This window comes from Hyphomicrobium sp. ghe19, from assembly GCF_902712875.1.
GTDB lineage: Bacteria > Pseudomonadota > Alphaproteobacteria > Rhizobiales > Hyphomicrobiaceae > Hyphomicrobium_B.
The window spans coordinates 350,052-367,496 of record NZ_LR743509.1; the positions used below are offsets into that span (position 1 = coordinate 350,052).

The following is a 17,445-nucleotide window of genomic DNA, read 5'->3' on the forward strand; positions in this document are numbered from 1 at the left end:
GGATATTCCGTCAGCAGCAGCGGCTGATTTTGCCGCCGCCTTCGCCGTATCGGCTCGCCTGACGTTCGCGGAAGAAATCCTCGTAGCTCATAACGGGTTCATCCGGGTGAGCACGGCGTCGGTGGGCGACGTAGGCATCGTAGTCGGGCACGCCGACCATTAGCCGCGCGGTCTTCGCGACGCCGGTTGCAAACTTAAACAGCAGGCTGGTGCTGGATATCCGCATGCATCACTCCGCCGCAACCATCGCGCTCTCCCGAGCCGAAACATTCGGATCGGCGAGCGCCTTCATCACTGCCGCAAGCCCAAATCCCGCCATGGCGACAACAAGCGCGATCAAGAGTCCCGTGAGCGTAGCGTTCAGGTAGTCGTTGAAGATGATGCGCTGCATGTCCTCGACTGATTTGGCGGGCGCAAGGACCTGGCCAGAGGCGAGCGCGTTCGAGAACTTCGCCGCGTGCGACAGAAAGCCGATAGCCGGATTCTCGCTAGAAATTTTCTGCCAGCCGGCGGTCAGCGTGCAGATCGCGACCCAGATCGCGGGCGCGAGCGTCACCCAAGCGTAGCGCTGCCGTTTCATTTTGAAGAGGATGACCGTGCAGAGCGTCAGCGCGATGCAGGCTAGCATCTGGTTCGCAATTCCGAATAGCGGCCAAAGCGTGTTGATGCCGCCCAAGGGATCGACGACGCCCTGGTAGAGAAAATAGCCCCAGCCGGCGACGGCGATGGCAGTTGCCCCGATGTTTGCCGTCCATGAGCGGGTATCCCGCAACGCCGGGCTTATTGTTCCCATCAGATCCTGGATCATGAAGCGGGCGACGCGCGTTCCAGCATCGATGGTCGTCAGAATGAAGAGCGCCTCGAAGAGAATGGCGAAGTGATACCAGAACGCCATCATGGCTTTGCCGCCAATGGCGCTGGAGAGAATTTCGGCCATGCCGACGGCGAGCGTCGGTGCGCCGCCGGTGCGTGAGAGGATTGTCGCCTCGCCGACGTGGGCTGCGGTTTCCCTCAGCGCGTCGGGCGTGATGGCGAAGCCCCAGCCGGAGATCGCTGCAGCGGCCGTTTCCGGGGTCGTCCCGATCAGGGCTGCCGGGCTGTTCAGCGCGAAGTAGAGACCTGGGTCGAGCGTTGATGCTGCGACGAGCGCCATGATGGCGACGAAGCTTTCCATCAGCATCGCGCCGTAGCCGATGAAGCGGGCATTGACCTCGTTGTCGAGCATCTTCGGCGTCGTTCCGGACGCGACGAGCGAGTGGAAGCCCGAGATCGCGCCGCAGGCGATGGTGATGAACAGGAACGGGAAGAGGCTGCCGGCGAAAACGGGTCCGCTGCCGTCGATGAATTTCGTAACGGCCGGCATCCGGAGTTCAGGCAGAACGAAGAAGATGCCGATCGCCAGGCCCGCGATGGTGCCGATTTTCAGGAATGTCGACAGGTAGTCGCGAGGCGCCAGCAGCGTCCACACCGGCAAAACGGCGGCGACGAAGCCATAGGCGATCAGCATCATCGAAAGCTGCTCGCCGGAATAGTTGAACATCGGTCCGAGCGTCGGGTCTTCGGCAACGTGGCGGCCGAAGATCAAAGACAGCATCAACAAGCCAAAGCCGATCAGCGACATCTCGGCGATCCGGCCGGGCCGAATGTAGCGGCCGTAAAAACCCATGAAGACGGCGATCGGGATCGTCATCATCACGGTGAAGGTCGCCCACGGGCTTTGCTTCAAGGCTTTGACGACGACAAGCGCAAGGACCGCCAGCAAGATGACCATGATGAGGAGGACGCCGATCATCGCGATGGTTCCGGCGGTGCTGCCAAGCTCGGTGCGGATCATCTCGCCGAGGGAGCGCCCGTCGCGACGCGTCGAGGCCCAAAGCATGATGAAATCCTGAACGGCGCCGGCGAAGATCACGCCGAATATCAGCCACAGCGTTCCGGGCAGATAACCCATCTGTGCCGCGAGCACGGGGCCGACGAGCGGACCTGCACCGGCGATGGCTGCGAAGTGGTGGCCGAAGAGGACAGTTTTATCGGTCGGGCAGTAGTCCAGCCCGTCGTTGAAGCGCTGGGCCGGGGTCAGTCGCTTCGGATCGAGTTGCAATACGCGGTCGGCGATGAAGCGGCTGTAGAAACGGTATGCGAGGAGGTAGGAGCAGATCGCTGCGGATACGAGCCAGATGGCGTTGATCGTTTCGCCGCGCGATAAAGCGACGATGGCAAGCGAGATCGCGCCGAGTACAGCGACAGCCACCCAAGTGAGATTCAAGCGCCAGTTAAGCATCGTTCCGTCCCTATCGTTCGCGATTATGGCTCGCAAATCGGTTCGGGGACGGAGACTACATAAAAAGGCGAAGGAGAACAGCCGTATCGGCGGTCGCGGGGCGATGCGCCTAATCGGCCAAGCCAAATTGGCTCAAGAGTGGATTGGTGGAGCTAACCGGGATCGAACCGGTGACCTCTTGCATGCCATGCAAGCGCTCTCCCAGCTGAGCTATAGCCCCGAACCATTCCAATCGGCGGGGCTGGATCCCACCGAAGTCGTGCCTGATAAGTCGTCTTGAAGGAAACTGCAAGAACGTTTCAGAGCTTTTTCAAGGCTCTTCGTCGCCCTCGCCCGCCGGACCACCAATAATGTTGGAAACGTCGCCGCCTTCTTCTTCCTCTTCGAGGAAGGTTTCGTCGTCGTCGCCGCCGGCCGAGTCGTCGGCTTCAACGTCGACAAGCGCTTCTTCGCCCTCGACGACGGGCAATTCACCGTCGGCATCGTCGGCCGTTGCGACCTTCTTCGCCTTCTTGGCTGCCAAGTCGCGCTGCTCGGCCTGAAGGGCTGCCAATGCCGCAGGTGATGATGCGATCACATATTTGGCATTGCAGAATGGGCAGATGATCGGGTCGTGACCGAGATCATAAAAGCGCTCGTCGCAGTTCTGACAGGTGCGCTTCGTCCCTCGCGCTTGCTTGGTCGCCATGATCGTGCCTCGACATCTCGGAATTTGAGGCAGCCCGTCTGCCATAGGTGGTGCTGCCTGTCAAAACGAAAAAGTGGGAGCTGGCCGGACTGCGTCAAGGGCTTTCGCCGACGACGTCTTCCCCTTCGTTCGAACGTGCCGTTGACAGGGCGTCGCGGTCCAGTGTCTATCCGGGCTTCGACTGAGGCCAAAGTGCCCGATGTCCCCAATTTCCTAACGGTTTGGAAGGTTGAATTGAACACTACAGCCATACCGAAACCGCTGTCATCGCTCCGGGCGGCGCCGCTCAAGGGCCATGTGCGGGTTCCCGGCGATAAATCGATTTCGCACCGGGCGCTGATTTTCGGGGCGCTGGCGACCGGCACAACGCGCGTCACGGGGCTTCTCGAAGCCGAGGATGTCATAAACACCGCTAAAGCGGTGATCGCCCTCGGCGCGCTGGCGGAAAAGCGTGGCGACGTTTGGGAGGTCAAAGGGCGCGGCGTCGGTGGCCTCAGAGCGCCGGATGGGCCGCTCGAATTTGGCAATTCCGGCACTGGTACGCGGCTAATGATGGGCGTCGTCGCGGGGCATCCGATGACGGTGACCATGACGGGCGACGCCTCTTTGTCGCGCCGGCCGATGCGGCGGGTTTTGGCTCCTCTCATAGAAATGGGTCTCGAGGTTCTCGGGCCCGGTCAGGAGAAGTTGCCACTGACCCTCAGGGGTACGAGCGAACTGACGCCCATCGTCTATGTGCTTCCGGTGCCTTCGGCGCAGGTGAAAAGCGCCGTCCTGATCGCGGGTCTTCACGCGGCGGGCGAAACGACAGTCGTTGAGCGCGAGCCAACGCGCGACCATACCGAGCGTATGCTGCGTCATTTCGGTGCAACGGTGCGAACCGAAGCGAAAGGTCTCGATACGCACATCACCGTGACGGGGCATGCCGAACTCGTCGGTCGGGATGTGCACGTTCCCGGCGATCCTTCGTCTGCGGCATTCCTCGCCGCTGCGGCGTTGCTCGTGCCGGGCTCCGATGTCACGATCGAGGGCGTGCTGACCAATCCGACACGTATTGGCCTCTATACAACGCTGCAGGAAATGGGCGGCGATATCACGTTTCTCAACGAGCGCGAGGAGGGCGGCGAGCCGGTTGCCGACATTCGCATTCGCGCCTCGCGCCTCAAGGGCGTCCGCGTGCCGGCCGAACGGGCACCATCGATGATCGACGAATATCCGGTACTAGCTGCAATTTCGGCCTTTGCCGAAGGGCAGACGCAGATGGACGGCCTAGCCGAGCTCAAGGTCAAGGAGAGCGATCGCCTTCAGGCGACTGCGGAGGGCTTGGCGGCCAATGGGGCGACCGTGCGGGTCGACGGCGACAGCTTGACGGTTAGCGGCAACGGCGGCCTCAAGGGCGGCGGCGTTGTTGCAACTCATCTCGACCATCGGATCGCGATGGCGTTTTTGACGGCCGGTCTCGTGAGCGATGAGCCGATCGTCGTGGACGACTCGACGATGATCGCGACGAGTTTCCCCGAGTTTCGCCAGCTCATGGAGACGCTCGGGGCGAGATATAATGAGCCAGTCGCCCGGTGACCGCGATGCTTGTCTGTCGTCTCGCCTTCAATCTCACGGGTGCGACCCGGATCATTCGGGAACGGGGAGAACGCAATTGATCATTGCGATCGATGGTCCGGCCGCATCGGGCAAAGGCACTCTCGCAAAGCGTATTGCGGCTCATTTCGGATTGGCGTGGCTGGACACCGGCCTTCTCTATCGCGCTGTTGCCAGGGACATCCTCGCAACTGGCGGTGATTTGGAAGATGTTCAGGCGGCGACGGCCGCCGCGAAATCGGTGAAGGCCGACAGCCTGGATGACACCGCATTGCGGGGGCCGCGCGCCGGTGATGCGGCATCGATCGTGGCTAAAATTCCCGAGGTGCGTGCGGCGTTGCTCGAATATCAACGAGCATTCGCCCGGCAGGCTGGCGGCGCCGTTCTCGATGGCCGCGATATCGGCACGGTCGTGTGTCCGGATGCGCCGGTGAAAATCTTCGTAACTGCTTCCGATGAAGCCCGCGCGATGCGGCGCTTTCTGGAGCATCAGTCACGCGGCGATAGCATCACCTACGACGAGCTTCTTGCCGATATCCGGCGAAGGGATGCGCGCGATAGCGGCCGTTCCGCAGCCCCGATGTACGCTGCCGACGACGCCGTTCATCTCGATACGACGGCGCTGGACGCAGATCAGGCATTCGCCGCGGCATTGCAATTGATCGAGCTCGCCAGCAACGAGCGCTGATCGACCGGCTTTACTATGTCCATTTTGACGCGATGTGCGCTCAGGTGAAGTCCGAAGCAGTCAATAGGTCCCGGCCGCTCAGCGTACGCTTCATAAACCATTTTTGATTGCGAGACGCTTCGGCGCCGCCCATAGCTTTGTGGTAAACTATTTCAAGTATGCCGCAGGTCGAACCGAGATGGCCGTCTCGGGGTTTCACGAGTCTCCCCGATGCAGGGGAACAAGGGATGCCATGGGCAAGAACGAGCAGAAGGTCGTGAAGCCGGAAGATCCGGAAATCCGCGATTGGACGGACTCGATATCGTCCGTTATCGCGTATGGCGGAACGGAACGCGCCGACAATATTCTGGAAGAAGTCGTCGAACGGGCGCGGGCCAGCGGTGCGGCAATTCCTTTTGCATCGAGCACCGCCTACATCAACACCATCAGCGTCGACGACGAAGCAAAGCTCCCCGGGAATCGCGAACTCGAACATCGGATCTCGGCCGCTATCCGCTGGAACGCGGCCGCTTTGGTGCTGCGTGCGAACAAAGAGTCGACGGAGCTTGGTGGACACATCGCAAGCTACCAGTCCGCGGCGATGCTGTACGAAACCGGCTTCAATCACTTCTGGCACGCGCCGTCCGAGAGCCACGGCGGCGATCTCATTCTTATCCAGGGGCATTCGTCGCCGGGAATCTATGCGCGTGCGTTCTTAGAGGGCCGGCTCGATGAAGACCGGCTTCTGCATTTTCGGCGCGAGGTCGGTGGGCGCGGGCTTCCGTCCTATCCGCATCCTTGGTTGATGCCGGATTTCTGGCAGTTCCCCACGGTCTCGATGGGTCTCGGGCCGTTGATGGCGATCTATCAGGCGCGTTTTCTCAAGTATCTCCACGCACGCGGATTGGCCGACACGGAAGATCGCAAGGTTTGGGTTTTCTGCGGCGACGGTGAGATGGACGAGCCGGAAAGTCTCGGCGCGATTTCGCTCGCGGGACGCGAAAAGCTCGACAACCTGATCTTCGTCGTGAATTGCAATTTGCAGCGGCTGGATGGGCCGGTGCGCGGCAACGGAAAAATCATCCAGGAACTCGAGCGCAATTTCCGCGGGGCGGGCTGGAATGTTCTCAAGGTCATTTGGGGCTCGCAATGGGACGAGCTTCTGGCGCGCGATACGACCGGCAAGCTTCGCCAGTTGATGGAAGAGTGCGTCGACGGCGAATATCAGGTTTTCAAGTCGCGTGACGGCGCCTTCATCCGCAAGCACTTCTTCGGGCGCTATCCGGAAACGGCGGCGCTCGTCGAGGATTGGTCGGATGAGAAGATCTGGCGCTTGACGCGCGGCGGGCACGATCCGTCGAAAGTTTACGCGGCATATGCGGCGGCGACGCAGCAAAAAGGCCAGCCGACGTGCATCCTGGCGAAAACCGTCAAGGGCTACGGTATGGGTCAGGCGGGCGAAGGCACGATGCTCGCTCATCAATCGAAGAAGATGGATGTCGACGCGCTTCGCCAATTCCGCGATCGCTTCAAAGTACCGGTGACCGACGAGCAGTTGGCCGAATTGCCTTTCATTCGATTCCCGAAGGGTTCGCCCGAGGACGAATACCTGCACAAGACGCGGCGCAATCTCGGCGGTTATCTGCCGTCGCGCCGGCGCAAGTCGTCGGTAACGCTTCAGGCGCCGCCGCTGTCGTTGTTCGAGTCACAGCTCAAAGGGTCCGAAGGCCGCGAAATTTCGACGACGATGGCGTTCGTGCGAATCCTGACCGCGCTGATGCGCGACAAGCAGCTTGGCCGGCGCATCGTTCCGATCGTGCCCGACGAGAGCCGCACCTTCGGCATGGAAGGCATGTTCCGGCAGTTCGGTATCTTCAGTCAGGTCGGTCAGCTTTACCGGCCGGAGGATGCCGATCAGCTGATGTTCTACAAGGAAGACAAGTCCGGCCAGATGCTGCAGGAAGGCATCAATGAGGCCGGTGCGATGGCATCGTGGATTGCTGCGGCGACGAGCTATTCGACGTCGGATGTGCCGATGGTGCCATTCTATATCTTCTATTCGATGTTCGGTTTTCAGCGCATCGGTGATCTTGCGTGGGCCGCTGGCGATGAGCGCTGCCGCGGCTTCCTGCTTGGCGGCACATCGGGGCGTACGACGCTCAACGGCGAGGGCCTCCAGCACGAGGATGGCCACAGCCATCTCATCTCGGCGACGGTACCGAACTGCATCTCGTACGATGCGACTTTCAACTACGAGGTCGCGGTCATCATCCAGAACGGCATGAAACGCATGCTGACGGATCAGGAGGACGTCTTCTTCTATCTGACGCTTCTGAACGAGAACTATGAGCATCCGCCGATGCCGGAGGGCGTCGAGGACGGCATCATCAAGGGGATGTATTTGTTCCGCGGTGCGCCCGATGGTGCGCCGGGCCACAAAGTTCAGCTCATGGGCTCGGGTGCGATCCTGCGCGAAGTCATCGCGGCTGCCGATCTGCTGCGTGACGATTGGGGCGTGCCTGCCGATATCTGGAGCGTGACGAGCTTTACGGAGCTTGCACGAGAAGCGCATGACGTCGAGCGATGGAACCTTCTGCATCCGACCGAGACGCCGCGTGTCCCGTATGTGAAGCAGAAGATATCCGAGCGCGGCGAGGGACCGGTGATCGCCTCGACCGATTACATGAAGCTTTACGCCGATCAGGTCCGGCCTTCGGTTCCGAACCGGTATTCGGTTCTCGGCACGGATGGTTTCGGGCGTTCCGATTATCGCCGGACGCTCCGCTATTTCTTCGAGGTCGACCGGCATTTCGTGACGGTTGCTAGCCTCAAGGCTCTTGCCGACGAGAACAAGATTCCGTCCATCAAGGTTGCCGAAGCGATCGCGAAATACGGGATCGATCCCGATAAGGCCAATCCCACGCACAGCTGACAGAACAGGTTTCGATACATGCCGCTCGTCGACGTCAAGGTGCCGAACATCGGTGATTTCGAGAATGTGCCCGTCGTCGAAATTCAAGTGAAGCCTGGCGACAACGTGAAGCTCGACGATCCGTTGATCACGCTCGAGAGCGACAAGGCTGCGATGGACGTGCCTGCGCCCTTTCAAGGCCGGGTGGCGGAAATTCTCGTCTCCATCGGCGACAAGGTGAGCGAAGGCATCGCGATCGTGAAGCTCGATACTTCGGGTGATACGAAGTCCGAAGCGCCGGCAGGCAGCGCGAAGGGTGCCAACAAGTCCGGCAAGTCCGAGGCGGCGGCGAAAACGGCGAGTGAATCCGAAAAGCAGAAGTCCGTCGAAGCAACCCCTGAAGCAAAAGACGCGGGATCGATACCTCCGCCGGGTGATTTCGGGTCGGTTTATGCGAGCCCATCAGTCCGGCGCATCGCGCGCGACCTCGACGTTGATCTGACGAAGGTCAAAGGAACGGGCGACAAGGGCCGCATCACGAAAGACGATGTCAAAGCCTATATCGCGCGGAGCGGTCAGCCCGCGGTGGCGCCGGGTGCTGGTGCGGGCCAGATGACGGGCATCCCGGAAATTCCGGCCCAGGATTTCTCGAAGTACGGGCCGGTCGAAACGAAGCCGATGTCGCGGCTGAAAAGATTGACCGGGCCGAACCTGCATCGCGCATGGCTCAACGTTCCGCATGTCACCAATTCCGACGAAGCCGATATCACCGATCTCGAGGCCTATCGCCGGGATCTCGACGCGACGGCGAAGGACAAGGGTTATCGCGTGACGCTTGTCGCATTTCTGCTGAAGGCCTCGGTATCGGCGCTGAAGGAATATCCGGACGTCAATTCGTCTCTTGCGCCGGGCAAAGATGCGCTCATCCTCAAGCGCTACTACAACATCGGTGTTGCGGTCGACACGCCGGACGGACTTGTCGTGCCGGTCATTCGCGACGTCGATCGCAAGGGTGTCCTCGAATTGAGCCAGGAGCTGACGGCCGTTTCCGCTCGCATGCGCGACGGCAAGATCACGCCGACGGATATTCAAGGCGCGACGTTCTCGATATCGAGCCTCGGCGGCATCGGGGGCACAGGTTTCACACCTATCGTCAACGCACCGGAGGTCGCCATTCTGGGAGCGGTGCGCGCACAGATGAAGCCTCAGTGGGACGGTTCCGCATTTCAGCCGCGGCTGATGCTGCCGCTCTGTCTTTCTTACGATCATCGCGTGGTCGATGGTGCGCTTGCCGCACGGTTCTTGAGAAAGATCTGCGATGCGCTGGCCGATGTTCGGCAGCTGGTCTTGTAGGGCGCAGGAATGAGCAGAAAAGAAATTCGCGTTCCGGTTCTCGGCGACTTCGAAGATGTTCCCGTCATCGAAGTGCACGTGAAGGCGGGGGTGACCATCGCCGCCGAAGACGCACTCATTACGCTCGAGAGCGACAAGGCTTCGTTCGATGTGCCGGCTCCTGAGGGCGGTAAAGTCGTCGAGGTTCTGATCAAGGTCGGCGACAAGGTCAGCGAAGGAAGTCCGATCCTCACGCTCGAAACGGATGGCGAGACGGAGAGCCCGGCCGAGCCCGAGAAGGTGCCGCCGAAGAAGGAGGCGGCCCCGACTGCTCCTGCGTCAGCGGGAAAATTTTCGGGTTCTGCGGATCATTCGTGCGAGGTGCTGGTGCTGGGTGCTGGGCCCGGCGGTTATTCCGCAGCCTTTCGTGCGGCCGATCTCGGCGCCAAGACGATCCTCGTCGATCGGTGGCCGGCGCTCGGCGGCGTTTGCCTGAATGTGGGCTGTATTCCGTCGAAGGCGCTGCTGCACACGGCATTCGTCATCGACGAGGCGGCAGCGTTGGGGAAGCACGGCATTACGTTTGCCGCGCCGAAAATCGATCTGAAAAAGCTTGCAGCATTCAAAGACGCCGTCGTCGCCAAGCTGACGGGCGGGCTCGCATCGATTGCGAAGGCGCGCAAGGTCACGACGCTGCGCGGGACCGGCACGTTCGTCGATGATCATCATATGACTGTCGTGTTCGACGACGGGCACGAAGAGGTGGTGCGTTTCGAAAAGGCCATCATCGCTGCCGGATCGGAAGCGGCGGCGTTGCCGTTCATGCCGTCAGATCCGCGTATCGTCGATTCGACGGGGGCGCTCGAGCTTCCGCAAATTCCGGACAGAATGCTCGTCATCGGCGGCGGCATCATCGGGCTCGAGATGGCGACGGTTTATTCGACGCTCGGCGCGTGGCTCGATGTCGTCGAGTTGCTCGATGGCCTGATGCTCGGTGCTGACCGCGATCTCGTCAATGTCTGGCAGAAGGTCAATGCGCGGCGCTTCGACCGTGTGATGCTTAAGACAAAAGTCGTTGCAGTCGAAGCAAAGCAAGACGGCATTCATGTAAGATTTGAAGGTGCCGACGCGCCTGCCGAGCCGCAGCGCTATGGGATGGTGCTCGTCGCTGTCGGGCGAAAGCCGAACGGCAAGGCGATAGGTGCCGACAACGCGGGCGTCGGCGTTACTGACCGTGGTTTCATTCCGGTCGACAAGCAGATGAGGACGAACGTCGCGAACATCTTCGCCATCGGCGACATCGCGGATGAGCCGATGCTTGCACACAAGGCTGTCCACCAGGGTCACGTTGCGGCGGAGAATGCGGCGGGGAAGAAGAGCTTCTTTGATGCGCGCCAGATTCCTTCCGTTGCCTACACCGATCCCGAAATCGCATGGGCGGGTTTGACTGAGACTGAGGCTAAGGCGCGGGGCATTGCATTTAAGAAGGCAGTGTTTCCCTGGGCGGCGTCGGGGCGCGCCATCGCGAACGCCCGGGACGAGGGCTTCACGAAACTTCTTTTTGACGAGGGCACGGAGCAGATTATCGGCGGGGCCATCGTCGGCACGGAAGCCGGAAATCTCATTTCCGAGATTTGTCTCGCCATCGAAATGGGGGCGGATGCGGTCGATATCGGCAAGACGATCCATCCCCATCCGACGCTGTCGGAATCCGTCGGCATGGCCGCCGAGGTGGCGGAAGGCGTCTGTACGGACCTGATGCCCCCGAAACCGCTGCGGGGCCGGACCTGAGGCTTCGCGGGCCTTACAACCTGGATGCAGGCCAAGGCTTGGGCGGGGGCCTGGCAGCCCTTGCTTTCGGGGGGGCGGTTGGCTATATCAGCGCCATTCGACGTCGCTGTCGGATGGTCAAGAGGAAGATCAGCCGGTTGGGCGCCCCATAGGGGCCCCCGAATTCTGACCGGCAGGGCTGCGGCCCATCACGGCGACATCACATCCAGACATCCGCGCCATCAAGCCAGGCATCGCGTTCGCGCGGGTCTGCCTATTGGCGCTTCAAATATCAACCCAAACTCGCCCGGCCGCCGAGCCGGGCAACACGTCGTTATCAAGGAGAACGAATGTCCGCTGAAGTTGCCAATAAAGATTTTAATCCCTCGCGCGAAGATTTTGCCGCGCTTCTCGCCGAGAGCCTTGCCAAGGACGACCTGTTCGAAGGTTCCGTCGTAAAGGGCAAGATCGTCGGCATCGAAAAAGACATGGCGATCATCGACGTTGGCCTGAAGATGGAAGGCCGCGTCGCGATGAAGGAGTTCGGCGTCGGCGGGAAGCCGGGCGACCTCAAAGTCGGCGATACTGTTGAAGTCTACCTGGAGCGCGTCGAGAACGCGCTCGGTGAAGCGGTTCTTTCGCGCGACAAGGCTCGCCGCGAAGAAAGCTGGACCCGCCTCGAGCGCCTCTATGAAAAGGGCGAGAAGGTTACGGGCGTCATCTTCAACAAGGTCAAGGGCGGCTTCACGGTCGATCTCGACGGCGCCGTTGCGTTCCTTCCGGGCAGCCAGGTCGATATTCGCCCCGTTCGCGATATCGGACCGCTGATGCATCAGCAGCAGCCCTTCCAGATCCTGAAGATGGATCGCCGTCGCGGCAACATCGTCGTTTCGCGCCGCTCGGTTCTCGAAGAAAGCCGCGCCGAGCAGAGGACGGAAATCGTCGCTCGTCTCGCCGAAGGCCAGATCATCGACGGTCTCGTCAAGAACATCACCGATTACGGCGCGTTCATCGATCTCGGCGGCATCGACGGCCTTCTCCACGTCACCGACATGGCATGGCGCCGCGTCAACCATCCGTCCGAAATCCTCAACGTCGGCGATACGGTGAAGGTGCAGATCATCCGCATCAACCCGGAAACGCAGCGTATTTCGCTCGGTATGAAGCAGCTTCAGTCCGACCCGTGGTCGGCGATCGAAGCCAAGTATCCGGTCGGCGCTCGCGTCAAGGGCACCGTGACGAACATTGCCGATTACGGTGCGTTCGTTGAACTGGAGCCGGGCGTCGAAGGCCTGATCCACGTTTCGGAAATGAGCTGGACGAAGAAGAACACGCACCCTGGCAAGATCGTCTCGACGAGCCAGCAGGTCGAAGTTCAGGTTCTCGAAGTCGATCCGCAGAAGCGCCGTATCTCGCTCGGCCTGAAGCAGACGCAGGAGAACCCGTGGGATGCGTTCCTGACGCAGCACCCGAAGGGCTCGGTCGTCGAAGGTCCGATCCGCAACATCACCGAGTTCGGTCTGTTCATCGGTCTCGACAACGGCATCGACGGTATGGTCCACCTCTCCGATCTCGACTGGCAGAAGGCCGGCGACGAGGTCATCAAGGACTACAAGAAGGGCGACAACGTCAAAGCCATCGTTCTCGATGTCGACGGCTCGAAGGAGCGCATTTCGCTCGGCGTCAAGCAGCTGTCGGGCGATCCGGCAGACGCCATGGCGAAGTACAAGAAGGGCGATGCCGTCACCGGCACGGTCACATCGGTCAGCGACGCTGGTATCGAAGTCAGGATCGCAGACAGCGAGTTGACGTCATTCATCAAGCGCGCCGATCTCTCGCGTGATCGCTCGGAGCAGCGTCCGGAACGCTTCAACGTCGGCGACAAGGTCGACGCGGCCGTCCTCTCGGTCGACAAGGCAGCGCGCCGTATCGCGGTTTCGATCAAGGCGCTCGAGCTGGCGGAAGAAAAGCAGGCGGTTGCTCAGTACGGTTCGACCGACTCGGGCGCTTCGCTGGGCGACATCTTCAAGGCCGCCATCAAGAAGCGCGAAGGCGCCGAAGACGCCGAGTAATCGGCTCGGCCAGACTTGGGCTCGGCCTTTGGTCGGCCCCGGTCGGAGTTAAGAATTTGGAGGCGCGCGGCAAACTCTGCTGCGCGCCTTAACTTTTGGGCGAGACGTCGCGGGCTTCCCCGTTGCTCGCGGCCGCAACCTTGCCTACGTTCGCGGCCAGAACGATCCGCGCCGACGGGCCTCCCGCTCGACTTGCCGCGAGATGACGGAAAGGGCACCACCCCCAATGCTTGAAACGGAAACGGTTCTCGATCGCAGGCGGCTTCGCCGGTCGGTATCGATTTGGCGCGCCGCCGGGCTCGCCGGCCTCCTTCTCGCGGTCGGCGCGCTGGCATTCGGCGGCGACAAGCTTGCGTCGCTGACCGGCGAAAAGCAGATCGCCCGCGTGACAATCGAAGGCACCATTACGGAAGATCGCGATCAGCTCAAAATGCTGAAGGACATCGGCGACGACAGCAGTGTCTCCGGCGTTCTGCTGTTCATCAACAGTCCCGGCGGCACGACAACGGGGGGCGAGGCGCTCTTCGAGGGCATCCGTACGCTTGCCAAAAAGAAGCCTGTCGTCGCTCAATTCGGCACCGTGGCGGCGTCGGCTGCCTACATTGCCGGTCTTGCCACGGATCATATCGTGGCTCGCGGCAATACGATCACCGGCTCGGTCGGCGTCATCGTGCAATGGCCTGAAGTCGTCCAACTGCTGGACAAGATCGGCGTCAAAATGAACGAGGTTAAGAGTGGCCCGCTCAAGGCTTCACCCTCACCGTTCGAGCCGCTCGACGATGCCAGCCGGAAGGTCGCCGAGGGCATGGTGGCCGATGGCTTCAAATGGTTTATCGGCTTGGTCGAGACCCGCCGGGGTGTCAAAGCAGCCAATATTCCGGGGCTTCTGGAGGGCCGAATCTACTCGGGCCGCGAGGCGCTCGATGCAAAGTTGATCGATCAACTTGGCGGCGAAGATGAAGCGGTCAAATGGCTCAAGGACGTGAAAAGCGTTCCCCAAACGGCGAAAGTTACCGACTGGAAGCCCGGAAACAGCAGCGCTTATGGCTTTGCCGGCATGTCGGCCGGCATTGCGGGCTGGTTGCTCGGACCGGCAGCAGGGGACGCCGTAAATTTTTTACTTCGTGATCGGATGATTTCCACGCTCGGACTTGACGGTCTTCTCTCAGTTTGGCACCCTTCTGAAAAATAAGAAGAAATGGTCGCCGAAGCTGGGAGCGAAACGTGATCAAATCGGAGCTGGTGCAACGGATTGCCACTGCCAATCCGCATCTTTACCATCGGGATGTCGAACGCATCGTCAACGTAATTTTCGATGAAATTGTCGATGCTTTATCGCGAGGTGATCGCGTGGAGCTTCGCGGTTTCGGTGCGTTCACGGTCAAGCATCGTGCATCACGACAGGGAAGAAATCCGCGCACGGGAACCACGGTCGCCGTTGCCGAGAAGTTCGTGCCGTTCTTCAAAACCGGCAAGGAACTTCGCGACCGGTTGAATAAGCTTAACGGCAGCAAACACTGACAATACGGTCGCTGCGGTTCGGTGCGCGCACGCCAAGTGAGGAAAGATCATGTTCAGGCGTATTCTCGCGCTGCTAATCGGCTTTCCGATCGGCATCATCCTTGTCGCGATTGCGGTTTCCAACCGGCAGCCAGTGGATCTGATCCTCGATCCCTTCCGTCCGGAAACACCGGCGCTTTCCATAGAGCTGCCGTTTTACATTTATCTCATGGTGGCTCTCGTCGTCGGCGTCATCCTTGGCGGCATTGCGACGTGGATGGGGCAGAGCCGATGGCGCCAGACGGCGCGTTCGCAAGGCCGGCGCGCAGCGCGCTGGCAAGCAGAAGCCGATCGCCTCGCGCGCGAACGCGAAGCAGCAGCCGACCCGGCAGATCAGCGACTGGCCATCTCCGGCCGTTGACCGAAGCGAGATCCTAAATGTCATTCGATGCGCTGACGCTTTTCGGACTCGTGTCCGTCAGCCTGATGCTGTTGTTCTATGCATTCGAGGACAGCAGCCCTTGGTGCATCCTCGGATTTTCCGTCGCTTGCGCGATGGGATCGGTCTATGGATTTCTGCAGGGCGCCTGGCCCTTCGGTCTGGTCGAAGGCATTTGGACTTTTATTGCTCTGAAGCGCTGGCAAAAGCGCCGGCTCGCGGGTGCGCCCGCGGAGTAACGCACGAAGTTTGATGGTCACCACAGCCAAAATTTGCGGGATCACGACGCCTGAAGCGTTGGAAGCGGCCATCTCCGGCGGCGCCGACTACATCGGTCTTGTCTTTTATGCGAAGAGCCCGCGCCATCTCGATATCTCTCGAGCCAAGGGACTGGCTGAGCTGGCACGCGGCAGGGCCAAGATCGTCGCGTTAACGGTCGATGCGGATGACGACACGCTGCAAGAGATCTTCGATGACGTCGGTCCCGACATCCTGCAATTGCACGGCAAGGAAACGCCGGAACGCGTCGCCGCCATCAAGAAGCAATTCGGCCGCGAGGTTATCAAAGCGATTGCCATCGCGACTGCTGGAGACGCGGAGCGCGCGCGCAGCTACGCGGGTGCTGCGGATCTCATCCTCTTCGACGCGAAGGCGCCTCCGGGCTCGTTGCTTCCTGGCGGCAACGGGCGAACGTTCGACTGGCACGCCCTCGATGGTGTTTCCGAAGCTCTGCCGTTCATGCTTTCGGGTGGTCTCAGTCCCGACAACGTCGCCGACGCGATCGCGTTAACGAGGCCGATCGCCGTCGATGTGTCGTCGGGCGTCGAAAGTTCGCCGGGCATCAAGGACCTTGAGCAGATCCGTCGCTTTCTTCTGGCCGTAAAGACAGCTAAGCAGACGTGATAATTTCATCTTCCTGATGGGCCAGGAAGACAAGCGAGGCTTTCATGGCGACGAAATCGAAGAAGACCGCGGAGGCAGCGCTCAACAGCTACGCCACCGGTCCCGACGACAGGGGATTTTTCGGCATATTCGGCGGCCGTTTCGTCGCCGAAACGTTGATGCCGCTGATCCTGGAACTCGAGCGCGCTTACGAGGCCGCAAAAGCCGATCCCGAATTCCAGCGCGAACTCGATTTTCTGAACCTCCATTACGCCGGCCGGCCGAGCCCGCTCTATCATGCGGAGCGTATGACGGCGGAACTCGGTGGCGCGAAAATCTACTTCAAGCGCGAAGAGCTCAATCACACGGGCTCGCACAAGATCAATAACTGTCTCGGTCAGATCCTGCTCGCGCGGCGGATGGGGAAGAAGCGGATCATCGCGGAGACCGGGGCCGGTCAACACGGCGTTGCCGTTGCGACGGTCTGTGCCAAGTACGGCATGCCGTGCGAGATCTACATGGGCGCGACCGACGTCGAGCGGCAAGCGCCGAACGTTGCGCGGATGCATTTGCTCGGAGCGAAGCTCAATCCCGTGACGTCGGGCGCGGGCACGTTGAAAGACGCGATGAACGAAGCGCTGCGCGATTGGGTCACCAACGTTCGCGACACCTACTATCTCATCGGCACGGCGGCTGGTCCGCATCCCTATCCGGCCATGGTCCGCGACTTCCAGGCGATCATTGGGCACGAGACGCGTTCGCAGATGCTGGAAGCCGAAGGCCGGTTGCCGGATACGATCATTGCCTGCATCGGCGGCGGCTCGAACGCTATCGGCATTTTCCATCCGTTTCTGGATGACAAGGATGTTGCGATCTACGGCGTCGAGGCGGGCGGCCACGGGCTCGATGTCGAGAACGGCCATGCGGCTTCGATGACGGGCGGTTCGCCTGGTGTGCTGCACGGAAACCGTACGTATCTCCTGCAGGACAGCGACGGGCAGATCCTCGAAGGTCATTCGATTTCCGCTGGCCTCGATTATCCGGGCGTCGGGCCGGAACACTCGTGGCTCAAGGATATCGGCCGCGTTACGTATGTGGCCGTGACGGATAAGGAAGCGCTCGCGGCTTTGCAGTTCTGCACGCGTCTCGAGGGCATCATCCCGGCGCTCGAACCCAGCCACGCGCTCGCACACGTCATGCGGCTCGCGCCGAAACTTCCGAAGGACAATCTGCTGGTCGTGAATCTATCCGGTCGTGGCGACAAGGATCTCTTCACGGTCGCCAAACATCTTGGGATGAAGATCTAA

General features: G+C 60.9%; 15 protein-coding genes and 1 tRNA gene. 12 read left to right on the plus strand and 4 right to left on the minus strand.

Annotated elements, in window-relative coordinates; translation table 11 throughout:
- Nucleotides 1–10: 10 nt before the first annotated feature.
- The 4 genes from AACL53_RS01635 to AACL53_RS01650 form a co-directional block, all read right to left on the minus strand.
- Nucleotides 11–226 (minus strand): YbdD/YjiX family protein, encoded by a 216-nt coding sequence (locus tag AACL53_RS01635; RefSeq protein WP_339081805.1) that lies wholly within the window; start codon nucleotides 224–226, stop codon nucleotides 11–13.
- 3 nt (nucleotides 227–229) lie between these two features.
- Nucleotides 230–2,281 carry a carbon starvation CstA family protein gene (locus tag AACL53_RS01640; RefSeq protein WP_339081808.1) on the minus strand — a complete coding sequence of 684 codons (2,052 nt, stop codon included), beginning with the start codon at nucleotides 2,279–2,281 and terminating at the stop codon, nucleotides 230–232.
- A gap of 144 nt (nucleotides 2,282–2,425) precedes the next feature.
- A tRNA-Ala gene (locus AACL53_RS01645) sits at nucleotides 2,426–2,501 on the minus strand.
- Nucleotides 2,502–2,591: 90 nt separating this feature from the next.
- Complete coding sequence (locus tag AACL53_RS01650) at nucleotides 2,592–2,969, minus strand: TIGR02300 family protein (RefSeq protein ID WP_339081810.1); 378 nt, start codon at nucleotides 2,967–2,969, stop codon at nucleotides 2,592–2,594.
- A 234-nt stretch (nucleotides 2,970–3,203) separates the two neighbouring features.
- Here AACL53_RS01650 and aroA point away from each other — a divergent pair, with 234 nt between their 5' ends.
- The 12 genes from aroA (at nucleotide 3,204) to trpB (ending at nucleotide 17,445) form a co-directional block, all read left to right on the plus strand.
- Complete coding sequence (gene aroA / locus AACL53_RS01655) at nucleotides 3,204–4,547, plus strand: 3-phosphoshikimate 1-carboxyvinyltransferase (protein ID WP_339081812.1); 1,344 nt, start codon at nucleotides 3,204–3,206, stop codon at nucleotides 4,545–4,547.
- Nucleotides 4,548–4,623: 76 nt separating this feature from the next.
- Entirely contained in the window at nucleotides 4,624–5,253 is a 630-nt protein-coding gene (gene cmk, locus AACL53_RS01660; protein ID WP_339081814.1) for a (d)CMP kinase, read from the plus strand.
- A 232-nt stretch (nucleotides 5,254–5,485) separates the two neighbouring features.
- The gene (gene aceE, locus AACL53_RS01665) at nucleotides 5,486–8,164 is read left to right on the plus strand and encodes a pyruvate dehydrogenase (acetyl-transferring), homodimeric type (RefSeq protein ID WP_339081816.1); all 2,679 of its coding nucleotides are present in this window, start codon (nucleotides 5,486–5,488) and stop codon (nucleotides 8,162–8,164) included.
- Between the two features lie 18 nt (nucleotides 8,165–8,182).
- Nucleotides 8,183–9,496 carry a 2-oxo acid dehydrogenase subunit E2 gene (locus tag AACL53_RS01670; protein WP_339081818.1) on the plus strand — a complete coding sequence of 438 codons (1,314 nt, stop codon included), beginning with the start codon at nucleotides 8,183–8,185 and terminating at the stop codon, nucleotides 9,494–9,496.
- Nucleotides 9,497–9,505: 9 nt separating this feature from the next.
- On the plus strand, nucleotides 9,506–11,266 hold the full coding sequence (lpdA, locus tag AACL53_RS01675) for a dihydrolipoyl dehydrogenase (RefSeq protein WP_339081820.1): 1,761 nt from the start codon (nucleotides 9,506–9,508) through the stop codon (nucleotides 11,264–11,266).
- 329 nt (nucleotides 11,267–11,595) lie between these two features.
- A complete protein-coding gene (rpsA, locus tag AACL53_RS01680) occupies nucleotides 11,596–13,317 on the plus strand; it encodes a 30S ribosomal protein S1 (RefSeq protein WP_339081823.1) in 1,722 nt (573 codons plus the stop codon).
- Nucleotides 13,318–13,543: 226 nt separating this feature from the next.
- Nucleotides 13,544–14,509, plus strand: coding sequence for a signal peptide peptidase SppA (gene sppA, locus AACL53_RS01685; RefSeq protein ID WP_339081825.1), 966 nt, complete (start codon nucleotides 13,544–13,546; stop codon nucleotides 14,507–14,509).
- A gap of 32 nt (nucleotides 14,510–14,541) precedes the next feature.
- The gene (ihfB, locus tag AACL53_RS01690) at nucleotides 14,542–14,838 is read left to right on the plus strand and encodes an integration host factor subunit beta (protein WP_092863431.1); all 297 of its coding nucleotides are present in this window, start codon (nucleotides 14,542–14,544) and stop codon (nucleotides 14,836–14,838) included.
- A gap of 49 nt (nucleotides 14,839–14,887) precedes the next feature.
- Nucleotides 14,888–15,238 carry a LapA family protein gene (locus AACL53_RS01695; RefSeq protein WP_339081829.1) on the plus strand — a complete coding sequence of 117 codons (351 nt, stop codon included), beginning with the start codon at nucleotides 14,888–14,890 and terminating at the stop codon, nucleotides 15,236–15,238.
- 17 nt (nucleotides 15,239–15,255) lie between these two features.
- On the plus strand, nucleotides 15,256–15,495 hold the full coding sequence (locus AACL53_RS01700) for a hypothetical protein (RefSeq protein WP_339081831.1): 240 nt from the start codon (nucleotides 15,256–15,258) through the stop codon (nucleotides 15,493–15,495).
- Between the two features lie 13 nt (nucleotides 15,496–15,508).
- The gene (locus tag AACL53_RS01705) at nucleotides 15,509–16,159 is read left to right on the plus strand and encodes a phosphoribosylanthranilate isomerase (RefSeq protein WP_339081833.1); all 651 of its coding nucleotides are present in this window, start codon (nucleotides 15,509–15,511) and stop codon (nucleotides 16,157–16,159) included.
- A gap of 44 nt (nucleotides 16,160–16,203) precedes the next feature.
- Nucleotides 16,204–17,445, plus strand: coding sequence for a tryptophan synthase subunit beta (trpB, locus tag AACL53_RS01710; protein ID WP_339081835.1), 1,242 nt, complete (start codon nucleotides 16,204–16,206; stop codon nucleotides 17,443–17,445).